General features: G+C 71.1%; 16 protein-coding genes. 10 read left to right on the forward strand and 6 right to left on the reverse strand.

Annotated elements, in window-relative coordinates:
- Positions 1–80: 80 nt before the first annotated feature.
- The 3 genes from EST92_RS18885 to EST92_RS18895 all read right to left on the reverse strand — a co-directional run bounded on the left by EST92_RS18885 (position 81) and on the right by EST92_RS18895 (position 3,662).
- Positions 81–965, reverse strand: a complete 885-nt coding sequence (locus tag EST92_RS18885) for a hypothetical protein (RefSeq protein ID WP_174244060.1) — start codon at positions 963–965, stop codon at positions 81–83.
- A 229-nt stretch (positions 966–1,194) separates the two neighbouring features.
- The gene (locus EST92_RS18890) at positions 1,195–2,337 is read right to left on the reverse strand and encodes a metallophosphoesterase (RefSeq protein WP_129282065.1); all 1,143 of its coding nucleotides are present in this window, start codon (positions 2,335–2,337) and stop codon (positions 1,195–1,197) included.
- A gap of 224 nt (positions 2,338–2,561) precedes the next feature.
- On the reverse strand, positions 2,562–3,662 hold the full coding sequence (locus EST92_RS18895) for a LacI family DNA-binding transcriptional regulator (protein WP_093484204.1): 1,101 nt from the start codon (positions 3,660–3,662) through the stop codon (positions 2,562–2,564).
- A 403-nt stretch (positions 3,663–4,065) separates the two neighbouring features.
- Here EST92_RS18895 and hisC point away from each other — a divergent pair, with 403 nt between their 5' ends.
- The 5 genes from hisC (at position 4,066) to EST92_RS18920 (ending at position 13,429) form a co-directional block, all read left to right on the forward strand.
- Complete coding sequence (hisC, locus tag EST92_RS18900; protein WP_129282066.1) at positions 4,066–5,145, forward strand: histidinol-phosphate transaminase; 1,080 nt, start codon at positions 4,066–4,068, stop codon at positions 5,143–5,145.
- A 250-nt stretch (positions 5,146–5,395) separates the two neighbouring features.
- Positions 5,396–6,904, forward strand: a complete 1,509-nt coding sequence (locus EST92_RS18905; protein ID WP_129282067.1) for a cytochrome ubiquinol oxidase subunit I — start codon at positions 5,396–5,398, stop codon at positions 6,902–6,904.
- A gap of 9 nt (positions 6,905–6,913) precedes the next feature.
- Positions 6,914–7,915: a cytochrome d ubiquinol oxidase subunit II gene (cydB, locus tag EST92_RS18910; RefSeq protein ID WP_129282068.1), complete on the forward strand. Its 1,002-nt coding sequence runs from the start codon at positions 6,914–6,916 to the stop codon at positions 7,913–7,915.
- Positions 7,916–7,978: 63 nt separating this feature from the next.
- Complete coding sequence (gene cydD / locus EST92_RS18915; RefSeq protein WP_129282069.1) at positions 7,979–11,602, forward strand: thiol reductant ABC exporter subunit CydD; 3,624 nt, start codon at positions 7,979–7,981, stop codon at positions 11,600–11,602.
- Positions 11,603–11,749: 147 nt separating this feature from the next.
- The gene (locus EST92_RS18920) at positions 11,750–13,429 is read left to right on the forward strand and encodes a GAF domain-containing protein (protein WP_129282080.1); all 1,680 of its coding nucleotides are present in this window, start codon (positions 11,750–11,752) and stop codon (positions 13,427–13,429) included.
- Between the two features lie 18 nt (positions 13,430–13,447).
- On the opposite strand, the gene EST92_RS18925 is transcribed toward EST92_RS18920, so the two are convergent.
- Positions 13,448–14,383 (reverse strand): Cof-type HAD-IIB family hydrolase, encoded by a 936-nt coding sequence (locus EST92_RS18925; protein ID WP_129282070.1) that lies wholly within the window; start codon positions 14,381–14,383, stop codon positions 13,448–13,450.
- A gap of 136 nt (positions 14,384–14,519) precedes the next feature.
- On the opposite strand from EST92_RS18925, the gene EST92_RS18930 reads away from it, so the two are divergent.
- The 3 genes from EST92_RS18930 to EST92_RS18940 all read left to right on the forward strand — a co-directional run bounded on the left by EST92_RS18930 (position 14,520) and on the right by EST92_RS18940 (position 17,139).
- Positions 14,520–15,422 (forward strand): LLM class flavin-dependent oxidoreductase, encoded by a 903-nt coding sequence (locus EST92_RS18930; protein WP_129282071.1) that lies wholly within the window; start codon positions 14,520–14,522, stop codon positions 15,420–15,422.
- A gap of 213 nt (positions 15,423–15,635) precedes the next feature.
- Entirely contained in the window at positions 15,636–16,535 is a 900-nt protein-coding gene (gene htpX / locus EST92_RS18935) for a zinc metalloprotease HtpX (protein ID WP_006604356.1), read from the forward strand.
- 40 nt (positions 16,536–16,575) lie between these two features.
- Positions 16,576–17,139 carry a hypothetical protein gene (locus EST92_RS18940; RefSeq protein ID WP_129282072.1) on the forward strand — a complete coding sequence of 188 codons (564 nt, stop codon included), beginning with the start codon at positions 16,576–16,578 and terminating at the stop codon, positions 17,137–17,139.
- 118 nt (positions 17,140–17,257) lie between these two features.
- Here the strand turns inward: EST92_RS18940 and EST92_RS18945 are convergent, their stop codons facing one another.
- Both EST92_RS18945 and EST92_RS18950 read right to left on the reverse strand, forming a co-directional pair.
- Positions 17,258–17,800: an RNA 2'-phosphotransferase gene (locus EST92_RS18945; RefSeq protein WP_129282073.1), complete on the reverse strand. Its 543-nt coding sequence runs from the start codon at positions 17,798–17,800 to the stop codon at positions 17,258–17,260.
- A gap of 53 nt (positions 17,801–17,853) precedes the next feature.
- Positions 17,854–18,471, reverse strand: coding sequence for a PadR family transcriptional regulator (locus tag EST92_RS18950; RefSeq protein ID WP_129282074.1), 618 nt, complete (start codon positions 18,469–18,471; stop codon positions 17,854–17,856).
- A gap of 138 nt (positions 18,472–18,609) precedes the next feature.
- Here EST92_RS18950 and EST92_RS18955 point away from each other — a divergent pair, with 138 nt between their 5' ends.
- A complete protein-coding gene (locus EST92_RS18955) occupies positions 18,610–19,200 on the forward strand; it encodes a hypothetical protein (protein WP_129282075.1) in 591 nt (196 codons plus the stop codon).
- The gene (locus tag EST92_RS18960) at positions 19,197–20,546 is read left to right on the forward strand and encodes a carotenoid oxygenase family protein (protein WP_129282076.1); all 1,350 of its coding nucleotides are present in this window, start codon (positions 19,197–19,199) and stop codon (positions 20,544–20,546) included. Before EST92_RS18955 ends, EST92_RS18960 begins: the two co-directional genes overlap by 4 nt.
- The last annotated feature ends 171 nt before the right edge of the window (positions 20,547–20,717 follow it).

A 20,717-nucleotide genomic window follows, 5' to 3' on the forward strand; every position in this document is an offset into this window, starting at 1 on the left:
GGTCAGTCGGCCAGCGGCAGGTACACCCGGTTCCCTGCGGCGGCGAACTCCTTGGACTTCTCCAGCATCCCCTCCCGGCCCTACTCCGGCTGGTGGTCCGGCCCGCCGTATTCCGGGCTGGTGAAGTCCGGGCTGGAGTAGCGCGGACGGGAGCCGGAGGACCCGCTGTCGGGGCTGGTGAACTCGGGGCGGGTATAGCCGAGGGTCGGGATACGGCTCTCGGGTGAGGTGCTCCGGCGGGGGACGTAGCGGGTGGGGTCGTCGTCCGGCGTGGCCGCGGGGTCGGCGAGGGCCTCTCGGAGAAACGGCAGCAGCCCGCGCTCCAGGAGGGCGCTGCGCCAGGCCTCGCGGGCCAGCTGCAGTGCCTCGCCCACGTCATCGGTTCCGGCGGTCTGGGCGGTCGAGCCGTTGCGCAGCGCGGTGACGAGCAGACCGCCCATCGCGACGAGGGTGCCCGCTGCGGTCAGTGCCGCGAAGATCCAGCCGACGCTGATCAGCGGCCGGGCCAGGGACTTGTCGGGGCTGATGGCGCTCAGCACATATCCGATGAGGAGGAAGAGGACGGCGGCGATGCCGGCGAGGACCGGGGCGAGCACGGCGATCATGGCGGTCAGCCCGGCGCCGGTGGTTTCGGCCTCGTCCATCGCGGCGGCGGTGGCCGGTCCCGCACCCCCGTCAGCGGCCCCGGTCGACTCCGCGCCGTCGGTAGTGGCCACGGACGGCGCACGCGCCGGTGCGCGTACCTCGGCGCGGAGCTGCACATAGCGCTGATATTCGGCCGTGGCGCAGGCGGCGATGGCGGTGGTGGCGCTGAGCGCCATCGCGCGCAACTGCTCGGTGCTGAGCTGTTTTCCCGCGGCGGCGGTGAGGTCGCCCGGGCGGTATTCGGCGGTACGCAGCGCGTCATCGAGGATGCGCGCAAATTCCGCGCGGTCCTCGTTCAGCAGGTGCGGAGCGCTGTTCATATGGATCCCCCGATGCTCCGTAGGGCCGTACGGCCGGCGTGGGCCGGGTAGTGGGCGGAAACGGAGGAGAGCCTGCTACGGATAGACCGATGGTAGAGCGACTCCGGCGCGGCGTGACAGAGAGTTTGCGGAATTTGAGTAATGCCGCGACCGGTTTCCGCCCGTGTCGTCACCCGCTTCCCTCCTGGCCTCCGGCCTCCCGCTCCGTGTCCGCCTGACCCGATAACGTTCAGCCGGCCAAAGGAAGTTGAACGACCAGCAGCTTCCCGGCCATCGTGATTCCGCCGTCCATGGCGATGGCCAGACCGTCGGCGTAGACATGCGGACCGTCGACCGCGACACTCTCGCTCTCGCCGTCCTCCGCGCCGACCTCGCCCAGCAGATACGGGATCGGGCTGTGGCCGTGGACGACGCGGTCGCCGCCGTACGCGTCGAGGAGTTCCCGCACGGCCTGGGAGCCGGACTCGTCGCGGAAGGCGAAGCGCTTGGTGAACTTGCGGAACAGATCCCAGACTTCGTCCGCCTCGCTGCGGGTGAGCACGTCGTGCACGGTGTCGTTGACTGCCTCGATGGAGTCGCCGTAATCCAGGTAGGCGGTGGTGTCGGAGTGCACGAGCAGATGCCCGTCCTCCTCCATCACGGCGTCCAGCCGGGCCATCCACTGGAGGTGGTGGTCCTCCAGGCGGTCCATGTCGGTCTTCTGGCCGCCGTTGAGGAGCCAGGCGGCCTGGAAGGAGGCGGTGCCGGCACCGGACTGCACGGGGGTGTCGCCGAACCGCTTGGCGCCCAGCAGCAGCAGTTCGTGGTTGCCCATCAGGGCCTTGCAGTAGCCGCCGGCGGCCGCGGCCTCGGCGGAGAGCTGCATGACGAGGTCGATGACGCCGATGCCGTCCGGGCCGCGGTCGGTGAAGTCGCCGAGGAACCAGAGCCGGGCATTGCCGGCCGCCCAGCTGCCGTCGGCGTCGATCAGACCCTCGGCGGCGAGCGCCTCGCGCAACTCGTCGTAGTAGCCGTGCACATCGCCGACGACGTACAACGGGCCCAAGCCGTCGGGCGCGTCGGGGTCCGGGGCCGGTTCGGGCACCGGGACGACGGCCGGGCGGTCGATCAGGGTCTCGGTCCGGCCGGGCTTGATGATGGGCAGGTCACGCGCGGTCGGCGTGTACTCCTCGGGCATGTCGGCCGGCGGGGCGGCGGGCGGCACCACGGGAGGCGCGGCCGGGGAGCCGGCGGGCAGATGGAGCGGAGGGCCGGCCGGCGGCACGGGGGACCCGGCGGACATGCCGGAGGGCACTCCGGGCGGCGGTACAGACGCCGGAGTTTCTCCCGCCATGGTCCACACCATGGGTCCCTGACTGGCCCCCTGAGTCATCGACCCCTCCACCGTCGCGCCGCCGTGCACCTCTCGGACCTTTGCCTGGTCGACGGCGGTCCGCGGTGTCGTGCGCCCATCATAGGAATGCCGGTAGCGGGTTGTGACGCACCCGGGGGTGGTCAATCCGCCGGAGCCCGGCGTTCGCGGATGATTTCTCCCGGGATCGCCCTGTTTTTTCCGTGCGCAAGGGAGCGTTCGGTCCTCCGTATGTGCGATCAAGGTCAGTCGCCGGTGGGTGCCCGTGGTGGACTGACGGTCGTTCGGGGAGAGCGTCGCTGGGACGAGGCCCGGATGATCAGGTCGGTCGGTATGACCTGTTCGATGGGCCGCCCGGTGTCGAGTCCCTCGATGGCGTCGATGAGGATCTGGACGACGGCGGTGCCGATACGGCGCGGCTTGAGGGACAGCGTGGTGACGGGCGGTTCGGTGGCGGCGTAGAGCGTGGACTCGCTGCAGCACACCAGCAGCAGGTCCTCCGGCACCCGCAGCCCGTAGCGCCGGGCGGCGGCGAGCAGGTCCGTGCCGTTGGGGTCGAAGAGCCCGTACACCGCGTCCGGGCGGTCCGGGCGGGCCAGCAGCCGGTCGGCGGCGACGGCCCCCGCGCACGGGTCGTGTGCCGGGTAGGACTCGTACACCGGGTCCTGGCCGACCCGCTCGCACCAGTGCAGGTAGGCGGTGGTCGACAGTCGTGTGTAGGTGTCGGTGGTGTTGCCGGTGAGCAGCCCGATGCGGCGGGCGCCGGCGTCGGCGAGGTGGTCGAGGAGGCCGAGGACGGCTGCCTCGTGATCGTTGTCGACCCAGCCGGTGACCGGCAGCGCGCCGCCGGGCCGGCCGTCGGAGACGACGGGGATGCCGTGCCGGACGAGCTCCGTGACGACGGGGTCGCCGTCGGCGGGGTCGATGACGACGGTGCCGTCCAGGGCGACGTTGGACCACACGTCGTGGCGGGAGGTCGCGGGGAGGATGACCAGCGCATAGCCGCGGGCCAGGGCCGCGGAGGTGGCGGCTCTGGCCATCTCGGCGAAGTACGCGAATTCGGTGAAGGTGAAAGGTTCATCCCCGTACGTGGTCACGGTCAGGCCGAGGAGGCCCGACTTGCCGGTACGGAGGGTGCGGGCGGCTGCGGACGGGCGGTAGCCCAGCCGGTCGGCCACCTCGCGGACATGGCTACGGGTGGCATCCGGAAGCCGGCCCTTGCCGTTGAGCGCGTCGGAGACAGTCGTGATCGACACACCGGCTGCGGCGGCCACGTCCCGGATGCCCGCACGCCCCAGCCGGCGACCGGTTGACCGGCTCACCTGGTGCTTCCCTGCTGCTGTCATGGCGAGCCGATAGTAGGGCTCATGAGAGCTCTTCACGGGGGTTGGGTGACGGCTTCGGAAAGACACGTTTCTGCATGGTGGAAAGCCACCAAGTAGCCTTAATTCGCAGGTAGTTGGTGAGGGAAGCAGTTATTCCGGGGGAGATGCGGCGGCTTTACCTCTCGGTCGGTTCAGGTCTCGGAGTGGCCTCAAGTCACCTTGACGGGGGACGCGCGCCACGGCGCGAGCCACCGGCGCGCACCGGATCGGGCAGCGCCCTTCGACGGCGTTGCGCGGGGCCGTCCGGGTGAGGGTGCCAGGGGCGCGTGGGGCACCCCGGCGGCGTCGGGGCTGCCGCCGAACGGGTCAATCCTCATAAGGTGTGCAGTATTGGAGACGAGCGGGACAGTCGAGGAGGACTGCGGTGAGCGAGAAGACCCCGAAGCTGCGTACTGCGCTGGACGGCATCCCCACCTACAAGCCGGGCCGGCCGGCGGCGGCCGGCGGCCCCGTCACCTACAAGCTGTCCTCCAACGAGAACCCCTATCCGCCGCTGCCGGGTGTCCTGGAGAGCGCGGTGACCGCCGCCGGTTCCTTCAACCGCTACCCCGACATGGCCTGCACGGGCCTGATGGCGGAACTGTCCGAGCGGTTCTCGGTGCCGGTGGAGCATCTGGCGACCGGCACCGGTTCGGTGGGCGTGGCCCAGCAGCTGATCCAGTCGACGGCCGGGCCGGGCGATGAAGTGATCTACGCCTGGCGGTCGTTCGAGGCGTACCCGATCGTCACGCAGGTCTCCGGCGCCACGCCCGTGCAGGTCCCGCTGGACTCCGATGAGGTGCACGACTTGGAGGCCATGCTCGCGGCGATCACCGACCGGACCCGGCTGATCTTCGTCTGCAACCCCAACAACCCCACCGGCACCGTCGTGCGCCGTGCGGAGCTGGAGTCCTTCCTGGACCGGGTGCCGGACGACGTGCTGGTGGTGCTGGACGAGGCCTACTGCGAATTCGTGCGCGATGCCGAGGTGCCGAACGGTCTCGACCTCTACCGGGACCGCCCCAATGTGTGTGTGCTGCGTACCTTCTCCAAGGCGTACGGCCTGGCGGGTCTGCGGGTCGGCTTCGCGGTGGCGCACGAGCCGGTGGCCGCCGCGCTGCGCAAGACGGCGGTGCCGTTCGGTGTGAGCCAGCTCGCGCAGGAGGCGGCGGTGGCCTCGCTGCGCAGCGAGGCGGCGCTGCTGGAGCGGGTCGACGCGCTGGTGGCCGAACGGGCGCGGGTGGTGGAGGGGCTGCTCGGGCAGGGCTGGACGGTTCCCGAGACGCAGGCCAATTTCGTCTGGCTGCGGCTGGGCGACCGGACGACCGACTTCGCGGCGGCCTGTGAGCGGGCCGGCGTGGTGGTCCGGCCGTTCCCCGGCGAGGGTGTGCGGGTGACGATCGGCGAGAGCCCGGCGATGGATCTGTTCCTCCAGGCCGCGGAGGAGTTCCGCAAGGCGCTCTGAACCGTCGTACGGCTCCTCCGAGGCCGTGGGTTCCTTCCCTGGACCCGCGGCCTCGGAATTTTTCTGCCCGGCGCACCGTGGATTCGGGCGTGACCGCGGTCACGCACCCCCCATAGGCAAGGCGGAAGACCGATAGGAGATAATTCCTTGTGAATGTGAACGCGTTCACAAGCGCGCCTTTTATGTGCCGCTTTATGTGGTGCAAAAGGGGCACTGGCGCTGTGCAACGGCGACGTAAGGAGGAAGCGGCGTGGAACTGGCGCTGGCGCCGGAGACTCTGGCGCGATGGCAATTCGGCATCACGACCGTCTACCACTTCCTGTTCGTCCCCCTGACGATCTCCCTCGCCGCTCTGGTGGCCGGGCTGGAGACCGCATGGGTACGCACGGGGAAGCAGCAGTACCTCAAGGCCACGAAGTTCTGGGGCAAGCTGTTTTTGATCAACATCGCGATGGGTGTGGTCACCGGCATCGTCCAGGAATTCCAGTTCGGGATGAACTGGTCCGACTACTCGCGGTTCGTCGGGGACGTCTTCGGTGCCCCGCTGGCCCTTGAGGCGCTGATCGCCTTCTTCTTCGAGTCCACATTCATCGGTCTGTGGATCTTCGGCTGGGACAAGCTGCCGAAGAAGATCCACTGCTTCTGCATGTGGATGGTCTCGATCGGCACGATCCTGTCGGCGTACTTCATCCTGGCGGCGAACTCCTGGATGCAGCACCCGGTCGGCTACAAGTACAACGCCACCACCGGCCGTGCCGAGCTGACCGACTTCTGGAAGGTGCTGACCCAGGACACCACCCTGGTCGTGGCCTTCCACACGCTGACCGCGGCCTTCCTGACCGGCGGCGCGTTCATCGTCGGCATCGCCGCCTTCCATCTGATGCGCAAGAAGCACATCAAGGTCATGCGCACCTCGCTGCGGCTCGGGCTGGTCACCCTGGTCATCGCCGGTGTCCTCACCGCGATCAGCGGTGACTCGCTCGGCAAGGTCATGTTCCAGCAGCAGCCGATGAAGATGGCCGCCGCCGAGGCGCTGTGGGACAAGGAGGAGCCGGCGCCGTTCTCGGTCTTCGCCTACGGAGATGTCGAAAAGGGGCACAACGACGTCGCCATCGAGATCCCCGGTCTGCTCTCCTTCCTCGCGCACAGCGACTTCACCTCGCCGGTCCCCGGCATCAACGACGTCAACAAGTCCGAGCAGCAGAAGTTCGGGCCCGGTGACTACCGGCCCAACATCCCGGTCGCCTACTGGGGCTTCCGCTGGATGATCGGCTTCGGGATGTCGTCGTTCGCCATCGGGCTGGCCGGCCTCTGGCTCACCCGTAAGAAGTTCTGGCTCGCGCCGGGGCTGCGGACGGGGGACGAGGAACCACCCCATCTCGCGCTCACCAAGAACAAGGTGCTCGGTGCCCGGCTGACCAGGGCGTACTGGTCACTCGCCTTCGTCACCCTCGGCTTCCCGCTGATCGCGAATTCGTGGGGCTGGATATTCACCGAGATGGGCCGCCAGCCCTGGGTCGTCTACGGCGTGCTGCGCACCTCGGACGCGGTGTCCCCCGGCGTCTCGCAGGGCGAGGTGCTCACGTCGATGATCGTCTTCACCGCGCTCTACGCGATCCTCGCCGTCGTCGAGGTCAAGCTGCTGGTGAAGTACGTCAAGGCAGGCCCGCAGGAGCTCACCGACTCCGACCTCAATCCGCCCACCAGGATCGGCGGCGACAGCACGGACGCCGACCGGCCGATGGCCTTCTCGTACTAGGAGGCGACCGTGCAACTCCACGACGTCTGGTTCGTCCTCATCGCCTTCCTCTGGGTCGGGTACTTCTTCCTCGAAGGGTTCGACTTCGGGATCGGCGTCCTCACCAAGCTCCTCGCCCGCGACCGACGCGAGCGACGCGTACTGATCAACACCATCGGGCCGGTCTGGGACGGCAACGAGGTCTGGCTGCTCAGCGCGGCCGGCGGGACCTTCGCGGCCTTCCCCGACTGGTACGCCACCCTGTTCTCCGGCTTCTATCTGCCGGTACTGCTGATCCTGGTCTGCCTGATCCTGCGCGGTGTCGCCTTCGAGTACCGCGTCAAGCGGCCCGAGGAGCGCTGGCAGCGCAACTGGGAGCAGGTGATCTTCTGGGCCTCGCTGCTGCCCGCGGTGCTGTGGGGCGTCATCTTCGGCAACGTCGTGCACGGCGTGAAGATCGATGCCCACAAGGAGTACGTCGGCAGCCTGCTCGACCTCTTCCACCCCTACGCGCTCCTCGGCGGGCTGGTCACGCTGACGCTGTTCACCTTCCACGGTGCGGTGTTCGCCTCGCTCAAGACCGTCGGCGACATCCGGGAGCGGGCACGCCGGACGGCGACCGTCGTCGGGCTGACGGCCGCGGTGCTGGTGCTCGGCTTCCTGGGCTGGACCCAGGCCGCCCAGGGCGACCGCACCAGCCTGGTCGTCCTGCTGGTCGCGGCGCTCGCGCTGGTCGCGGCGCTGGGAGCCAACCGGCTGGGCCGCGAGGGCTGGGCCTTCGTGTTCTCGGGCGTCACGATCGTGGCCACGGTCTCGATGCTGTTCCTGACGCTCTTCCCGAACGTCATGCCGTCCACGCTGAACGCGAGCTGGAGCCTCACCGTCAGCAATGCCTCGTCCAGCCCGTACACCCTGAAGATCCTGACCTGGGGTGCCTGGTTCGCCGCGCCCCTCGTGATGCTCTACCAGGGGTGGACGTACTGGGTCTTCCGCAAGCGCATCGGCACCCAGCACCTCGCCGATGCCCACTAGAGCCTGTCCGGTGGATCACGCCGGCCGAGCGGCCGCCCTTCGGGGCGGCCCCGGCAGGAGGGAATGTTTCACGTGAAACCCGTCGACCCGCGTCTGCTCCGCTACGCCCGCGCCACCCGGGGCTTCCTCGTCGCGGTGGTGGTGCTCGGGCTGGCCGGAGCGGGCCTGGTCGTCGGCCAGGCGATGCTGATCGCCGAGATCGTGGTCGGCGCCTTCCAGCACGGTCTCGGTCCCGGCCACCTGACCACCCCGCTGGTCCTGCTCGCCGCGGTCTCCGTCGGACGCGGTCTGGTCTCCTGGCTCACCGAGCTGGCGGCTCACCGTGCCGGTGCGGCGGTCAAGTCCGAGCTGCGGACGCGGCTGATCGAGCGCGCGGCGCGGCTGGGCTCCACCCTCCGTGCCCCCAGCCCGGCCACCACGTCCGAGGAATCGTCGTACGGTGCCACGTGGCACACCGGTGAGCTCACCAACCTTGCCACCCGCGGTATCGACGCTCTGGACGACTACTTCGCGCGCTATCTGCCGCAGCTGGGGCTGGCGGTCGTGGTCCCGGTGGCGGTGCTCGCGCGGATCGTCACCGGCGACTGGATCTCGGCCCTCACCATCGTGCTCACCCTGCCGCTGATCCCGCTGTTCATGGTCCTGATCGGCTGGGCGACCCAGTCGCGGATGGACCGCCAGTGGCGGCTGCTCGCCCGGCTGTCGGGTCACTTCCTGGACGTCGTGGAGGGGCTGCCCACCCTCAAGGTCTTCGGCCGGGCCAAGGCCCAGGCCGCCTCCATCCGGTCCATCACCGGTGCCTACCGCCGGGCGACGCTGCGCACGCTGCGGATCGCCTTTCTCTCCTCCTTCGCCCTCGAACTCCTCGCCACCCTCTCCGTCGCGCTGGTCGCGGTCGGCATCGGCATGCGCCTGGTGAAGGGCGAACTCGATCTCTACACCGGCCTGATGGTGTTGGTTCTGGCCCCCGAGGCGTATCTGCCGCTGCGGCAGGTCGGCGCGCAGTACCACGCCGCGGCCGAGGGGCTGGCGGCCGCGGAGGAGATCTTCGCGGTCCTGGAGACGCCGCTGCCGGTGCCCGGCACCGCGCCCGCGCCCGGGGGCACCGCGCTGGCCGTCGAGAACCTGGTGGTCCGGCACCCCGGGCGGAGGACAGCCTCGCTCCCCGCGACCTCGTTCGAGGTCCTGCCCGGCGAGACCGTCGCGCTGGTCGGGCCCTCCGGCGCCGGTAAGTCCACGCTGCTGAGCGTGCTGCTCGGTTTCACCGCACCGGCCGAGGGCCGGGCCCTCGTCGACGGACGGGACATCGCGTCCCTGGACCCCGAGAGCTGGCGGCAGCGGATCGCCTGGGTGCCGCAGCAGCCGCATCTGTTCGCCGGCAGCATCGCCGAGAACGTACGGCTGGCGCGGCCGGAAGCGGAGGACGCCGCGGTGCGCACCGCCCTGGCCGACGCGGATGCGCTGCACTTCGTCGACGCCCTCCCGGACGGTATGGCGACCCGGCTTGGCGAGTCCGGTGCCGGGCTCTCCGCCGGACAGCGTCAGCGTCTCGCGCTCGCCCGCGCCTTTCTCGCCGACCGCCCGATCCTGCTGCTGGACGAGCCCACCGCGAATCTGGACGGCGCGACCGAGGAGGCGATCGTGGCCGCGGTCCGCCGGCTCGCGGCCGGCCGTACGGTCCTGCTCGTCGTCCACCGGCCGGCGCTGCTGGCGGTGGCGGACCGGGTGGTGCGGCTGCCGGACCCCGCGGCGCCGGCAGGTGGGGCCGAGCCGGCCGGCGCCGGGGAGGCGGAGCCGCGCACCGGCGCCGTAACGGCAGCGGCGGTGCCCCGGGAAATGGCGGTGATCCCCGCTCCTCGGGACCCGGACGCCACCGAGGCAACGGCAGAGGAGACGGCGGGGCCCGCCCGCGGGGCTGCGCTCGCCCGGCTGCGCGGGACGGCCCGCGCCCGCCGGGCACGGCTGGGGCTGGCGCTGCTGCTGGGGAGCCTCGCGCTGGGCAGCGCGGTGGGGCTGATGGCGACCTCCGGCTGGCTGATCTCGCGCGCGGCCCAGCAGCCGCCGGTGCTGTATCTCCTGGTGGCGGTGACCGCGACCCGGGCGTTCGGCATCGGGCGGGCGGTCTTCCGGTACGCCGAGCGGCTGGTCGCCCATGACGCGGTGTTCCGGATGCTCGCCGACGTACGCGTCGCCGTCTTTCAGCGGCTGGAGCGGCTGGCGCCGGCCGGGCTCACCGGTCGCCGCCGCGGTGATCTGCTGTCGCGGCTGGTGGCCGATGTCGATGCGGTGCAGGACTACTTCCTGCGCTGGCTGCTGCCGGTCGGGGCGGCGGTGGTGGTCGGTGCGGGCGCCGTCGGCGTCACCGGATGGCTGCTGCCCCAGGCGGGGGCGATCCTCGCCGCCGGGCTGCTGCTCGCGGGCGTGGGCGTGCCGGTGCTCTCGGGCGCCCTGGCCCGGCGGGCGGAGCGTCAGCTGGCGCCGGCGCGGGGCCGGCTCGCCACCCGGGTCGTCGAGGTGCTCACCGGCACCGCCGAGCTGACGGTGGCCGGCGCGCTCACCGCTCGTACCGAAGCGGTGCGGCGCGCGGACCGGGACCTGACCGCGCTCGCCTCCCGTTCCGCCGCGGTGGCCGGAGCCGGCGCCGGGCTGTCGGCGCTGCTGTGCGGGCTGACCACTGCCGCGGCGGCGGTCGCCGGTGTCCAGGCGGTGCACGCGGGCCGGCTGGACGGGGTGCTGCTGGCGGTCGTCGTGCTCACCCCGCTCGCCGCGTTCGAGGCGGTCTCGGGGCTGCCGCTCGCGGTGCAGTACCGCCGGCGCACCCGGCACGCCGCCGAGCGGGTCTTCGACGTGCTGGACGCCCCGGTGCCGGTGCGCGAGCCGGCCGCCCCGGCCGCCGCGCCCGCGACGCCGTTCCCGCTGGTGGTACGGGATCTGACCGCGCGCCACCCGGGGCAGGACCGGCCGGCGCTGGACGGGGTCGGCTTCACCCTGCGGGCCGGGCACCGGCTCGCCGTCGTCGGCCCGTCCGGCTCCGGCAAGACCACGCTGGCGCAGGTGCTGCTGCGCTTCCTGGACCAGGAGTCGGGGACGTACACACTGGCCGGCACGGAGGCCCGGGAGGTCGACGGCGATGCGGTCCGGCGGCTGGTGGGGCTGTGTGCGCAGGACGCGCACCTCTTCGACAGCTCGCTGCGGGAGAACCTCAGGCTCGCCCGCCGGGACCGCGAGACCCCGGACGGCGCCGACCAGGACCTGTGGGACGCGCTCGGCCGGGCGCGGCTCGCGGACTGGGTGCGGGGGCTGCCCGACGGTCTGGACACCATGGTCGGCGAGCACGGTGCTCGGCTGTCCGGCGGCCAGCGGCAGCGGCTGGCCCTGGCGCGTGCGCTGCTCGCGGACTTCCCGGTGCTCGTCCTGGACGAGCCCGCCGAGCACCTCGATCTGGCCACCGCCGACGCGCTGACCGCGGATCTCCTGGCCGCGACCGAGGGGCGGACGACGGTGCTGATCACCCACCGGCTCACCGGTCTCGACGCGGTCGACGAGGTGCTGGTGCTGGACTGCGGGCGGATCGTGCAGAGCGGGAGCCCGGCCGAGCTGGCCGCGGCCGAGGGTCCGTTCCGGCGGATGCGGGAGCGCGAGCGGGCCGTGGACACGGCGTACGGGGCGGCACAGCAGGTGGCATAGGGCACAGTCCGCGGAGTTCGTCCCATACGTGGACTTTCCTTAGAAAACAGCCGTTATTAGGCTCATGGCATGGCAGCCACGGCAGAACCACCACCCCCGGACCCGGGGGACCTCGGGGCCGGTGGCGAGGGTGCGGCCCCGGACCCCATCGACGCCGCCACCGAGGCCACGCGCAGTCTGCAGGGTTTGTCGCCCGAGCTGACCGCGCGGGTGCCGCACCTGCTGGAGGCGATGCGGACGGTCGGGGCGGGGCTCGACCTGCACGTCACCCTCGACCGGATCGTGGCGACCGCCGCCGAGCTCGCCGACGCCCGCTACGCCGCGATCGGGATCGTCGACGAGACCCGCGCGGGGCTCTCGGACTTCGTGACGTACGGCGTGACCACTGCGCAGCACGAGCAGATCGGCGCACTGCCCGACGGCCACAAGGGCCTGCTCGGCGCGCTCATCCACGATCCCGAGCCGCTGCGCCTGGGCAACCTCACCGAGGACGCCCGCTCGGTCGGGTTCCCGCCCGGGCACCCGCCGATGCGGACGTTCCTCGGGGTGCCGATCCGGGTGCAGGGCGAGGTCTTCGGCAATCTGTATCTGACGGAGAAGCGCGGCGGCGCGGAGTTCAGCGAGGAGGACCTGCACATGGTGCGGGTGCTGGCCACCGAGGCCGGTATCGCGATCGGCAACGCCCGGTTGCATGCGGCAACCCGGCAGCGGGAGCGGTGGATCGACGGTTCCGTGGCCGTGACCACCGAACTCCTCGCCGGCAGCGACGTCGACGATGCCCTCGCGGTGGTCGCCGAGCAGGCCCGGAAGCTGGCGGATTCGGCGGCCGGCATCGTGCTGCTGCCGGATGACGAAGGCGGTCTGGAGATCGTCGCGGTGTCGGCGGACGAACCCGCCGGGATCATGGGGACGCAGATCCCGAACGACAGCCCGGTGGTCGAGCAACTCCTCACCGGGGAACCGGTGTTCGTGGAGGACTCGGCCAGCGACCCGCGCATGGTCACGGACATCGCGCAGCGCTTCGGCCCCAGCATGATGCTGCCGCTCAAGAGCGGCGGACGGGTACTCGGCACCCTCGCGACCCCGCGGAGCCGCGGTGCCCGCCCGTTCACCGCCGCCGAGCGGACGCTGGCCACCCAGTTCGCGGCGCAGGCCGCGCTGGCGCTGGTGCTGGCCGACGCCCAGCGCGACCGTGAGCGGCTGGCCGTCTACGAGGACCGCGACCGGATCGCCCGTGACCTGCACGACCTCGTCATCCAACGGCTGTTCGCGACGGGCATGATCCTGGAGAGCGCCCAGCGCAGAACGATCGTGCCGGACGTGGCGCTGGGCGTCGGCAAGGCGGTCGACGAGCTGGACGTCACGATCCAGGAGATCCGCACCGCGATCTTCGCCCTGCAGCAGGGCCCGGCCGAGGCGCCCTCGGGGCTGCGGACCCGGGTCCTGCGCGAGATCGGCACCGCCGCCGTACCGCTCGGCTTCCAGCCCTCGGCCAGCTTCATCGGGCCGGTCGACTCCCGGGTCGGCGGGCTGACCGGCAAGAACCTGATCGCCGCGCTGCGCGAGGCGCTGTCGAACGCCTTCCGGCACGCCCAGGCGACCCGGATCGAGGTCGTCGTCGACGCCACGATCAGGCTGTCGGACGGCACCCGCGGCGTCCGCCTGACCGTCGCCGACGACGGTATCGGCATCCCGGACGGCGGTCGCCGCAGCGGCCTGAAGAACCTCGCCAAGCGCGCGGAGTCGCTGGGCGGGCGCAGCACCTACGGCCCGGGGCTGGGCGAGGCCGGCACGGGGACGACGGTGCGGTGGGAGGCGCCGCTGTGAGGCGGCACGGAGGCGCGCTCAGCGCTGCCGGTGGCCGTCCTGGAGGATCCGCTCGATGACGACCGCGACGCCGTCGTCGTTGTTGGACGCGGTGCGGCGCGCCGTGGCGGCCAGGACATCCGGGTGGGCGTTGGCCATCGCGTACGCGGTGCCGGCCCAGGTCAGCATCTCTATGTCGTTCGGCATGTCCCCGAAGGCGACGACCTCCTCCGGCGCGATGCCGCGCTCCGCACAGCAGTGCGCGAGGGTGCCCGCCTTGCTGACTCCGGTTCCGCTGATCTCCAGGAGGGCGGTCGGGCTGGACCGGGTGAAGGAGGCGAGCTCGCCCGCGACCGTACGGGCCAGCGCGAGAAAGGCGTCGGGGTCCAGCTCGGGGTGGTGCGCGAGCAGCTTGATCACCGGCTGGTCCGGGAAGGCGGGGGCCTCGGGGGCACCGGCCGGGTCCTCCGGCAGGGACGCCTCCGGGCCCAGCGGGGTGACGAAGTCCTCGGCGAGCAGCTTCTCCGCCGGCGCGACGACCGCGGCCGGGTCCAGGAGGAGGGGCGGGTACTGCGGCTCGTAGTGGATGCCGCCGGTGCGCTCGACCGCGAACGAGGTACCGGGCGCGGCGTCGCGCAGCGCGTCCACGACGGCCAGCGCGACGGTCCGCTCCAGGGGGCTGACCTCGACGATCCGGCCGCCGTGGTGCAGATCGACGACGGCCGCGCCGTTCGCGCAGATCGCCAGGCCGTGTCCGTGCACATGGTCGCTGACCACGCCCATCCAGCGGGCCGGGCGGCCGGTGACGAAGAACACCTCGATGCCGGCCCGCTCCGCGGCGGCGAGCGCGGCGATCGTCCGGTCGGAGACCGTCTTGTCGTCGTGCAGCAGTGTGCCGTCGAGGTCGGTGGCGATCAGCCGGGGCGCAACGGCCGTATCGGGGCCCCGGGATGGCGTGGCGGAGGCATCAGTCACGGGGCCATCTTCCCGCACCGCCGTGCACAGGCGGGCGGTGGGTTGCGCGCATGAGCCCCGGCGGGGCGCTGTAGTGGACGGCACCGTCGCGGCAGCGGATCGTCCGCCGCCCCCGGGCGGCCGTACGCTCGGGGGCATGCGACTGAGCACCGTGATACTCCCTGTCCGCCGTTGGTCCCAAGGCGGGCGGGAGGTGTGGCAGCGCGCCGAGGAACTGGGTTTCCACGCCGCGTACACCTATGACCACCTCTCGTGGCGGAGCTTCCGCGACCAGGCCTGGTTCGGCGCCCTGCCGACGCTGACCGCGGCCGCGGCCGCCACGTCCCGGCTGCGCCTGGGCACCCTCGTCACCTCACCGAACTTCCGGCACCCGGTCACCCTCGCCAAGGAACTGATCTCCCTGGACGACATCAGCGCCGGCCGGGTCACCCTGGGCATCGGCGCCGGCGGCAACGGCTTCGACGCCACCGCGCTGAGCCAGGACCCCTGGGAGCCGCGGGAACGGGCCGACCGCTTCGCCGAATTCGTCGGGCTGCTGGACCGGATGCTGACCCAGGACGTCGTCTCCTACCGGGGCGAGCACTACTCCGCCCACGAGGTGCGCAACATCCCCGGCTGTGTGCAGCGGCCGCGGCTGCCGTTCGCGGTGGCGGCCACCGGCCCGCGCGGGCTGAAGCTGGCCGCCCGCTACGGCCAGGCCTGGGTGACGACGGGTGATCCCAAGGTCTCCAACGGGGGCGGTACGCCCGACGAGTCGCGCGAGGCGATCCGCAGGCAGCTCGAACGGCTCGGGAAGGCCTGCGCCGACCAGGGGCGGGACCTCGCCGAGCTGCAAAAGATCATGCTGACCGGCTTCACCCCGGACCGTCCGCTGGACTCCGTGGACGCGTTCGTCGACTTCGCCGGACGCCATGCCGAGCTGGGCTTCGACGAGCTGGTCCTGCACTGGCCGATCGCCGATTCGCTCTTCGAGACCGATCCCGCGGTCTTCGAGCGGATCGCTACGGAGGGGCTGGCGCAGCTGGGGGCGGGCCGGTAACGGGGCTCCTCCGGGAGCGGCCCGCCCCTCGGCATGCCGGGGACCGGCCGCTCCGACGCGCCCGGTGGTCTTCTGGCCTGGGCTTTACCCCGCATATAGCTGCGAAGAGGGAGAATCGGGGCAGCGGCGCAGTGCGAGGTACGCGGCGCGCGGTGCGGGGACGGCGCGCGAGCGGGCCGGCGCACTGCGCGAAATGCGGCGTGTGGAGGAGCCATGGCACAGACCCGATTCGCCCCGGACCGCGGGCTGACCTCACGCATGGTGACGACGATGTTCTTCATCGGACTGCTGTACGTGGTGGTCGTCGGCGTGCTGGTGGTGTTGCTCAAGGGCGCCTGGGTGGTGGTGCTGCTGATCGCCGGTGCCCTGTTCGTCGCGCAGTTCTGGTACAGCGACCGGATCGCGGCATTCAGCATGGGGGCCCGTGAGGTCACGCCGGAGCAGGCGCCCGAACTGCACGGTGCCGTCGACCGGCTGTGTGCGCTGGCCGATATGCCCAAGCCCCGGGTCGCGATCGCGGAGTCGGATGTCCCCAACGCGTTCGCCACCGGCCGCAACCAGAAGAATTCGATGGTCTGCGCCACGACCGGGCTGCTCCGGCGGCTGGAGCCGGAGGAGCTGGAGGGCGTGCTGGCCCATGAGCTCTCGCACGTCGCGCACCGCGACGTCGCGGTGATGACCATCGCCTCGTTCCTCGGCGTGCTGGCCGGGATCATCACCCGCGCCGCCCTGTGGAGCGGGGTCGGCCGCAACAACCGTGACCAGAACGCGGCCATCGCCGTGCTCATCGTCACCGCCGTCAGCGTGGTCGTCTACGCGATCAGCTTCCTGCTGACCAGGTTGCTGTCCCGTTACCGCGAGCTGTCCGCCGACCGGGCCGCCGCGCTGCTGACCGGCCGCCCGTCGGCGCTGGCCGCCGCGCTGACCAAGGTCACCGGCCAGATCGCGCGGATCCCGACCGAAGACCTGCGCAAGGCGCAGCCGTTCAACGCCTTCTACTTCGCCCCGGCGTTCAACAAGGAGAGCTTCAGCACGCTGCTGTCCTCGCACCCGACGCTGGAGCAGCGGCTGGACCAGCTGGGCCGGATCGCGACGGAACTGGGACGGCCGTGACGCACGCTGCCGCCCGTAACGAGCAAGGAGTACCTCGCGCATGGGATTTCTGGACGCCCTCCTCGGCCGCAGCAAGCCGGTACGCCCCGATCTCGACCAGCTCTTCGCGCTGCCGGCTGCGGCGGTGACGCTCCAGGCCGCGGCCGGATTCGAGCCCACCGGCCTGGGGTCGGTGTGCTTCGCGAGCGTCGAGGGCGGGGCGTTCTCGCGCATCCAGGAGGACGCGCAGTCCCTGCTGGACGGCTCGGTGGAGTTCTCCCAGGACGCGTACGGCTACTCGTGGCTGCTCGCGCGGCATCCGGCGGAGGACGTGGCGGGCCTGGTCAATGACCTGCACGCGGTCAACACCTCGCTGGAGGAGGCGGGTTTCGGCCCGCAGCTGCTGTGTTCGCTGCTCGGCTTCCGCGATGAACGGCAGCGGCCGCTGGCGTTGGTCTACCTCTACAAGCGAGGCACGTTCTACCCCTTCGCCCCCAAGCAGGGCGCCGGCGAGAAGCGCGACAATCCGCTCGAACTGCAGGTGCGGGCGATGCTGGGGGACGATCTGACGATCGAGCAGGACCTGTCGCGGTGGTTTCCGGTGTGGGGTGCGCCGGGGCTCTGAGGCTGGGTGGGGCGGGGCCACCGGGTGTGCTCATGGGGTGCGGGCTCATGGGGGGCTGTGGGCTCGCGGGGCTGTGGGCTTCGGCCCCGGGCGGCGGGGAACCCGGCTCCAGGAGGGCTCAGCCCGGGAAGCGGAGGTATGCGGCCGGTACCCGGTCGGTGAGCCACACGCCATTGGCGCTGACCTGGAAAACATGGCCCGCCCGGTGCATCGCGGCCGCCTCGACGGTCAGTACCACGGGCCTGCCGCGGCGCGCGCCCACCCGGGTCGCGGTCTCCCGATCGGGCGAGAGATGGACGGCATGCCGCGACATCGGCCGCAGCCCCTCGGCCCGGATGGCGGCCAGCCGGCGGCCCACCGTGCCGTGGAAGAGCCGGTCGGGTGGTACGGCCGGCTCCAGATCGAGCTCCACCCGCACGGAGTGGCCCTGGTTCGCCCGGATCCGGTCGCCCTCGATGGCGTAGCGCTGCTTGTCGTTGCCGGCGACCACCTGCTCCAACTCCGTCCGGGAGAACCGGAATCCATGCTGAGCGGCCGCCGTCATGAGCGCGTCCACGGGCACCCAGCCTTGCGCGTCGAGGGTGAGGCCGATCCGTTCCGGCGCATGGCGCAGATGCTTCGCCAGGTACTTCGAGAGGCGCACGGAGCGCTGGCTGTCCATGCCTCCAGGGTGCCGCGCCGGGCGCCCGGCGGCATCTGAATTGCGGGCTGGGGTCAGTCCCCTTCGGGCCGGGCTCTATCAGGCTGCCGGCCTTCCTCCTGCGGACCTGCTTCCTCGTGCTGCCGCCGCGCAAGTTCGCCCGCTTTTCTCGCCTTTGCGCTGTTGACCTCTTCGGCCGCCCATCGCGCCCACTCCTCCTGGGTCGCCGACATCCGCAGGCCGTACTCCAGCGCGATCCGCCCGTAGACCGAAATCATTTCCTCGTCCCATTGGGCGGTCTCTTCCAGGTGCTCCAGATCGGCGCGGGTGCGCGCGGCGCGCTCGGCCTGATGCAGCAGGTACGTCTGCGCCTCCAGCGGCGTGACGATGCCGAGGAAGAAGATGCGCAGCAGGCCGTCATGGCGCTGCTGCCCCGTGGGCTCGACCTCGATGAGCCATCGGCGCAGCTCCGCCAGGCCGTCATCGGTGATCGCGTACTCCTTGCGTCCGCGGGGACCGTGGGCGGCGACCTCGACAAGACCGGCGGTCGTGAGCTTGGTGAGCTCGCCGTACACCTGACTCTGTGTGGCCGGCCAGACATTCGACAGCGACACGTTGAACAGCTTCATCAGGTCGTAGCCGCTCGCCGGGGATTCGGCCAGCAGGCCCAGCACGGCATGTTTCAGGCTCATGGTCCTGACTTTACCTTCCACTGTTGACATGTCAAAGGTGGAGCTTCTATGTTCGACATGTCGAGCTTGGAATGTGCCGCGCGGCGGCGGCTCGTCGGTGCGTCGAGCGCCGGCGGGAGCGGGTGACGAGGGGGAAACATGAACTATCTGCGGAGCTTCATTCCTTGGCTGGTCTTCGCGGGGGTGTCCTCGGCCGGCTGGCAGTGGGGTGGGCTCGCGGCTCTGGTGTCAGCCGTCGTGCTGCTCCTCACCGACCGTGCGGCGGGCCTCTCGCTCGACTACCGATTGCTGGAGTACGGCACGCTCGTGTTCTTCGCGGCCCTCGGAACGCTGGCCTTCCTCCAGCCCGACAGCGCTCTCAAGAACTACGGCAGCGCCCTCTCGATGGGCTGGCTGGCGCTGATCGCCTGGGTGTCGATCGCCGTGCGGCGGCCCTTCACTCTGGGGTTCGCGCGCCGGATGGCCTCGCGGGAGGTCTGGGACACCCCGCTGTTCCGCCGTATCAACGTCGTGCTCACCACCGCCTGGGCGCTGTCCTTCACTCTCACCGCGATCGCCCAGACCGTCGTCTCCTCCCTTGGGTGGAGCGTGGCCTTCTCGATCCTTATCCAGATCGCCGGATTCATCCTTCCCGCCCGCTTCACCGCCGCCTATCCGGAACGGGCCCGGGCCCGCTTCATGCAGGAGTCCGGTACGCGGGCCGACATCCAAGGAGGCCTGGCCTCATGACCACCACATCCCCGACCACCGCATCCGCATCCGATGCTCCCGCACCGCACATGGCCGGCAACTTCGCCCCGGTGACGGATGAGCTGACGGCCTACGACCTCCCGGTCACGGGCACGATCCCACCCGAGCTCACCGGCTGGTTCCTGCGCAACGGCCCCAACCCGCGGGACGCCGCCACCCCGCACTGGTTCTTCGGCGATGGCATGGTCCACGGCCTGCGTCTGGAGGGCGGCCGAGCCGTCTCCTACCGCAACCGCTGGGTGCGCACCTCAGCCCTCACCGAGGGCGCGCGGGCGGTGGACGCGCAGGGCCGCCGGAATCTGGCGGCGGGCGTGGCCAACACCCATGTCGTCCGCCATGCCGGACGCACCCTTGCCCTGGTCGAGTCGGCGTTCCCCTACGAGATCGACTGCCGCCCCGGCCATGAGCTGGAGACTGTCGGTGCCTATGACTTCGGGGGCCGGCTCACGACCGCCATGACCGCCCACCCCAAGACCTGTCCGGTGACCGGTGAGCTGCACTTCTTCGGATACGGCGGCTCCACCCCGCCCTATCTCACCTACCACCGTGCCGATGCCTCGGGGGAGTTGGTGCTCAGCCGTCCCATCGATGTTCCGGGGCCGACGATGATGCACGACTTCCATCTCACCGCGAGCCATGTCGTCTTCATGGACCTCCCGGTGGTCTTCGACCGCAGCCACCCCGGCATGCCGTACCGCTGGGACCCGGGGTACGGCGCCCGGCTCGGTGTGCTGCGTCGCGACGATCCCCATGGTGAGGTCCGCTGGCTGGCCATCGACCCCTGCTATGTCTTCCATGCCCTGAACGCTCATGACGAGGGCGACCAGCGCATCGTTCTCCATGTCGCCCGCTACGCCGAATTCGGCGGCGTGAGCCCGGCCCATCTCTGGCGCTGGACGATCGATCTCGCCACCGGCACCGTCGCCGAGGAACAACTCGACGATCACTTCTGCGAGTTCCCCAGGGTGGACGACCGCCTCGCCGGGCGAGCGGCCCGCTTCGGCCATGCCACCACCGCAGAGCTGCCGGGCAGCGGTCCGATACCCGGCGCACTGCTCCGCTACGACCTGCAGACGGGTGCGGTCGTCCGGCACGACTTCGCTCCGGGGCGCACTCCGTGTGAGGCGGTCTTCGCCCCGGCCGATGACCGCCCGGGAGGGCCCGGCTGGCTGATGACCTATGTCTACGACGCGTCCACCGATACCAGCGATCTCGTCGTACTCGACACGGAGGACATATCCGCCGACCCGGTCGCCACGGTCCATCTCCCCCAGCGGGTGCCCTACGGATTCCACGGCAACTGGCTTCCGGATCCTGCCAGTTGACGTAACTGAGGTGCGGGTGGCCCCCGCCCCAGCCTGAACCTTGACAACTCAACAGGGATACGACGGCCTGGGCGGGCTGCGGGCTGCGGGCTGCGGGCGGTACGGGAGCGCGGCCGGGGGCCTGTTGCGGGCGGGGGTCAGAGCCTCCCGTGCGGGTGGCCCCGGTCGTCC

Source organism: Streptomyces sp. TM32 (assembly GCF_004122755.1).
GTDB classification, from domain to species: Bacteria; Actinomycetota; Actinomycetes; order Streptomycetales; family Streptomycetaceae; genus Streptomyces; species Streptomyces sioyaensis.